This window comes from Streptomyces sp. NPDC050743 (assembly GCF_044456925.1).
In the GTDB taxonomy this organism is placed as follows: domain Bacteria; phylum Actinomycetota; class Actinomycetes; order Streptomycetales; family Streptomycetaceae; genus Streptomyces.
The window spans coordinates 8,995-13,975 of the sequence record NZ_JBITGJ010000146.1 but is presented as its reverse complement, the minus strand read 5'-3'; the positions used below and the strand labels follow the sequence as shown (position 1 = coordinate 13,975).

The window sequence follows — 4,981 nt, the reverse complement described above, 5'->3', positions numbered from 1 at the left end:
GGCGATGCCGGTCACGAGCGCTCCCCCGGTGACGAAGGCGGCCGTGAGCGCGTGCAGGGCGGCGAACACCGCCGTGGGCTGCAGGAGCACCTCGGCGAAGTCCGTCAGCCGGGGTCGGCCGTGGTCCATCCGGTAGCCGACCGGGTGCTGCATCCACGAGTTCGCCGCCAGGATGAAGTAGGCCGACAGCACAGTGCCGAGGGACACCATCCAGATGCAGAAGAGGTGCACGCGTCGGGGGAGCCGGTCCCAGCCGAACATCCACAACCCGATGAACGTGGACTCGAAGAAGAAGGCGATGATCGCCTCCATCGACAGCGGTACCCCGAAGATGTCGCCCACGAAGCGGGAGTACGCCGACCAGTTCATGCCGAACTGGAACTCCTGGACGAGGCCGGTGACCACACCCATCACCATGTTGATGAGGAAGAGCTTCCCCCAGAACTTGGTGGCGTGGAAGTACTTCTTCCGACTCGTGCGCACCCACGCTGTCTCCAGGCCGGCCGTGATACCGGCCAGACTGATCGTCAGCGGCACGAAGAGATAGTGGTAGACGGTGGTGATTCCGAACTGCCAGCGGGCTATCGTCTCGGGTTCCATGGCCGTGAGCGCGCTCTCTCCTGGGGAATCCGGCGGGCGACTTTGTGAAAGTGAATACATTCACAAAGTCGCCCGCAGTTAGAGGTCAGGGTTCTGGGAGGGGGCGGGGATGATGTCGCCCCCTCCCAGGGGTGCGGGGGTCAGGCAGCGGCCTGGGCGAGGAGGGGCTTGAGGGCGGGGTGGGCGAGGGCTTCCTCGGCGGTGGGGTCGTCGAGGACCTCCTGGAAGGCGGCGTCGAGCTTCTGGGCCTTGACGACCTGGGGCATGGTGAGGCTGCCCAGGGGGTTGAAGTAGGAGGCGGCCTGCTCCTGGCCGTCCTGGAGGATCTTCTTCAGGCCGGCGGTGGACTTGCGGACGTTCTCCTCGAAGTCCGGGTTGTCGGTGTTCTTGGAGAGCGCCTCCAGACCGCCGGCCTCCTCGACCCACGCGAACAGCACGTCCCACTCGACGGTGTGCTGCATCCAGTCCGCGAAGTGCTCGAAGCCCACGGTCAGGATCGCGTCGTCGACGTAGGGGTCCCACTCGGTCTCGAACGTGGTGGCCCACAGCAGCATCTTGCCCTCGTCGAAGATCACGTGCCGGGTGTCCCGCAGACCCGTCTTGATGGTCTCCGCCGGGTCCTGACGGCGCAGCTCCTCCACGAACCGCTGGCAGGCCGCCCGCAGCTCCTCCTGGTGCCCCGGCTTGACGTGGAAGTAGGCAGCCAGCTCGGAGACGACACCGTCCGTGCGGCCCTTGCCGGACTTCTTGGTGAGCGTAGCGGTCATGATTTCCTCCAGGAGACCGTGTGCGCGAAATGCTGTGGCATTTACGACATCTATGGACAGTCAGGGGATCTGCGTTTTCGCGACCCCTTGTGTGAGACAGATTGACTCACAACCAGCCTATGAGTCAACTTGTCTCACTGCGACCTGGGTCACACCCCTATAGCGTTCGGCGCACGCCCGCGAGGGAGGAGCGTCCGCTGGGCGACCCCGAAGGCCCATCTCGTCGGCCACGCGCGGCATGGACGCCGCCAGGATCTGGGCACAGGCAGAGATTCGTGCTTGCACACACCGAGCGGTGGCGCCGACAGGGGGTGGTCGACCGCGAAATCCCCTGAGCTCGACACCTCTATGCGTCGTATGGTTGCGGAGTGTCGCCTACCGGCGGCCTCCTTTCGACCGGTGGCCGCCGGCGGCCCTCACGAGGGGTGAACCACGCCGGAGCGGCTTCACAAGCAGATGGCGCATCACATCACTTGCACGAGCAACCCTCCGCCGTGGTAGCGGGCGGTGCCGTTCTTGGTGCCGGAGGCACCGCCTCGGCGGCGGTGCCTGAATCCGCCCATGTCGAGCGCGCAGCCGCCGGTGTCAGGGCCGACGACTACCGCTCGGAGCGCGACGTCACCTACCGGCACGACCGCGAGGACGGTTACGGCGCCCGCGAGCACAGCAACCGCTACGCCGACTGGGACCGGTACGGCCGCCACGGTCGCATCTACCGGTGGGACGACGGGGATTGCGGCTGGAAGCGTGACAGTGACAGCCGGGACTACTGGGACTTCGACACCGCCACCGAGGTCGCCCTGCTGGTGCTGGTCGTCTCCGGAGCGGCCTCCGGGCTTCCCTGGTACGCCATCCTCTGCCCGCCGGTCCTCTTCGCGGCCGGCATGAGCCTGCTAGACACCATCGAGGGCACGTTCATGAACTTCGCCTACGGGTGGGCCGACCCGCGAGGACAGGCATCCCGCGCCCGTGGATCCACAGCCGCCTCCCTTCGCGTCAGGCTGCCGGGGTGGGCTCGGTACGGCCGAACAACAGAGCTTAGCCGGACGGGAGTTGGGCGAGGATGCAGCTGACGAGCTCCCCGCCGGCGAGCTGGGCCACGACGCATAGGACGGTACCGGTGTCCCAGCGTGTGGTGGTCGCCGTGCCGCCGGTGCGGAACGCCCGGTCTCGTAGCGCCAGGCCCTCTGCTGGGCGTCGACCCCAAGGCGGAGTACCCCACCACCGGCGTCTTCCTGTCTCCCGGCACCCTCCTGGCCCTCTGCACTTCTCGCCCACGCCCAGCCATCAGGAGACCGCGCCGACGACACGGCCCTCCTGCTGGTGAAGATCTACACCGGGCCACGCACCTGCGCAGGGGATCAGGCGCGGTTGAGCCCGTACTGGGGGCCGAGAACGGCGACTGCCTTCTTGAGCTCTTCGCCGACGTCGTCGAGACGATCCGCTTCTGCGGGGTCGATCGCTGCACTGATCGCCGCTATTGGTGTGGACCGCCGTCGGGGCGCCGGTGTACGTGGTCCTGGCCGGCACCGGCCGACTGAGCGCCGACCATCCCGCTGTCACCGGCCCCGGCACGCAGGTGAGGATGCTCAACACCCTCTCCGGCGCCCTGGAAGACGCCGTGGAAGAAAAGCTGATCTCCGAGAACTGGACGAAGGGCGTCGTCCTGCCCAAGTACGTGCGCCCCAAGCCGCTCGTGTGGACGCCGGCCCGGATCGAGGCATGGCGCCAGACCGGCGAGAAGCCCGGCAAGGTCATGGTGTGGATGCCGGAACAGACCGGCGAGTTCCTGGACGCCGTCGCCGAGCACCGCCTGTACCCGATGTTCCACCTGATGGTCTTCCGGGGCCTGCGCCGCGGCGAAGCAGTCGGCCTGCCGTGGGCGGAGACCGACCTGGCGCTAGGCACCGTCCACATCAGCGAGCAACTCGTGGCCTCCTCATACGACGTGTGGGAGGACACCCCCAAGAGCGAGAGCGGCGAACGCACGATCAAGCTGGACTCCGAGACCCGCACCCTGCTGCAGCTGTGGCGCGAGCGCCAGGACAAGGAACGCGCCGAGTGGGAGGCGCACGCCAAGTCGTGGAAACGCACGGGCCTGGTGTTCACCTGGGAAGACGGCAGCGCCTACCACCCGGAGTACCTGTCACAGGTGTTCATGCGCCTGATCAAGAAGCTCGGCCTGCCGCCGGTGCGGCTGCACGACCTGCGGCACTGCGCCGCGACCCTGTCCCTGGCCGCCGGCCTGCACATGAAGGCCATTCAGACTCTGCTGGGCCACTCCTCCTACTCGCTGACCGCCGACACGTACACCTCGGTACTGCCGCAGTTCGAGGAAGCTCAGGCAGAGGCGCCGCTCGCCCTGGTTCCGCGTAGGTCGCCGGCGCGGCGGGAGGTCGCCGAGACGCCGGGGGAGAAGCCCGCCGTTCCTACCGAAGACGAGGTCGCCGTTCCCACGGAGAACGAGGGCGACGTTCCCACGGAGGACGCCGCCTGACAGCTCGTTCCCACGGCGTTCCCATTGAAGATCAAAAGGCCCCTCAGAGGCGACTCCGAGGGGCCTTTCCTGATGCATCGTGCCTGATCAGGCACAGTGCCCCCGGCAGGATTCGAACCTGCGACACCCGCTTTAGGAGAGCGGTGCTCTATCCCCTGAGCTACGAAGGCAGGGATGTGTGGGCAAAGGTGTTGGAAATCCGCCTACATCGGACGGACCCCGACCCCTGAGGGTCCAGACATCCACAGGGCGCCCCACCAGAGTGGTGCACCGCGCACAGTCTAGCGGGTGCGGCAGCGCACCGAGTGTCGTCGACCCCCTGCTGTTGTGTGGTCCCGCCCCTGTGTGCCGAGCCCTCTGTATCGGCCGGCGGAGCGCGTCGTGCGGTGGCGTGCACCGACTGGCCTCGTGGCTACCGTGTCCGGCGGGTGATGCCGAGGGTCACGGAGCTCTTGGCCCAGGCGTGCCCGATGTAGATGGGCAGAGCGCCGTCGGCTCCGTACGCGGGGATCCGTCGGAGGCTGGAGGCGGCGTGTCTCAGTCAGGGTGGAGAATCCGGATTCGCTGTCCTGGCGGAACCCGATGAGGCGTACTCCGGCTTCGGTGCCTGGCGGTGCCTCGTCGTATATCGGCGAGCATTCCCTGCGTAAGGGCCTGGTCGATCCAGGCGTCCCGACTGGCTTCTCGAAGGTCCCGCAGCTCGTCGAGCATCTTGCGCTTGAAGTCGTGCCAGTGGTGCCGCTGGGGACCCGTCTCGGGCAGGCTGTCGGACGCCCTCGCGGACGATCTTCCACAGGTGCTCGTGCTGGAAGTTGGCACTGGCCATCTCCGCGGTGTCGAAGATCGAGATGGAGGCGAGGCGAGGAGGATAAGGGGCCGCACGCCCGCGGCCCGGGCGACGGACGCAGCCTCCAGCCCGGTGAGCCATGTCACGGGCGCGTGCGTGCGGCAGGAGAACCGCGGAGAGCGTGCGGTGGGTATAGATCTCGGGGAGTTGTTGGGGCCCCCCCCCCCCCCCCCGGGGGGGGGGGGGGCCGCCCACCCCCCCCCCCCCCCCCCCCCCCCCCCCCCCCCCCGGCGCGGGGGGGGGGGGGGGGGGCGGCGCGCGCCCCCCCCC

3 protein-coding genes, 1 tRNA gene and 1 pseudogene are annotated in these 4,981 nt (G+C 68.1%); 2 read left to right on the top strand and 3 right to left on the bottom strand.

Going from position 1 to position 4,981, the window contains the following annotated elements:
• Together ACIBJF_RS48040 and ACIBJF_RS48035 are read right to left on the bottom strand one after the other, a co-directional pair.
• Nucleotides 1–600, bottom strand: a 600-nt coding sequence (locus tag ACIBJF_RS48040) for a cytochrome ubiquinol oxidase subunit I (protein WP_399184145.1), incomplete at its 3' end; no start/stop codon positions are given.
• Between the two features lie 140 nt (nt 601–740).
• Nucleotides 741–1,367 carry a hypothetical protein gene (locus ACIBJF_RS48035; protein ID WP_399184144.1) on the bottom strand — a complete coding sequence of 209 codons (627 nt, stop codon included), beginning with the start codon at nt 1,365–1,367 and terminating at the stop codon, nt 741–743.
• Between the two features lie 776 nt (nt 1,368–2,143).
• Between ACIBJF_RS48035 and ACIBJF_RS48030 the strand changes: the two are divergent.
• Both ACIBJF_RS48030 and ACIBJF_RS48025 read left to right on the top strand, forming a co-directional pair.
• Nucleotides 2,144–2,308, top strand: a pseudogene (locus ACIBJF_RS48030) (HoxN/HupN/NixA family nickel/cobalt transporter); the annotation flags it as partial.
• 542 nt (nt 2,309–2,850) lie between these two features.
• Nucleotides 2,851–3,864 (top strand): tyrosine-type recombinase/integrase, encoded by a 1,014-nt coding sequence (locus tag ACIBJF_RS48025; protein WP_399184142.1) that lies wholly within the window; start codon nt 2,851–2,853, stop codon nt 3,862–3,864.
• A 97-nt stretch (nt 3,865–3,961) separates the two neighbouring features.
• Here the strand turns inward: ACIBJF_RS48025 and ACIBJF_RS48020 are convergent.
• Nucleotides 3,962–4,034: transfer RNA gene (locus ACIBJF_RS48020), tRNA-Arg, on the bottom strand.
• Nucleotides 4,035–4,981 lie beyond the last annotated feature (947 nt).

Coding starts and splice junctions, on each gene's coding strand:
- ACIBJF_RS48035 (WP_399184144.1), bottom strand. CDS start 1,367: ATGACCGCTACGCTCACCAAGAAGTCCGGCAAGGGCCGCACGGACGGT.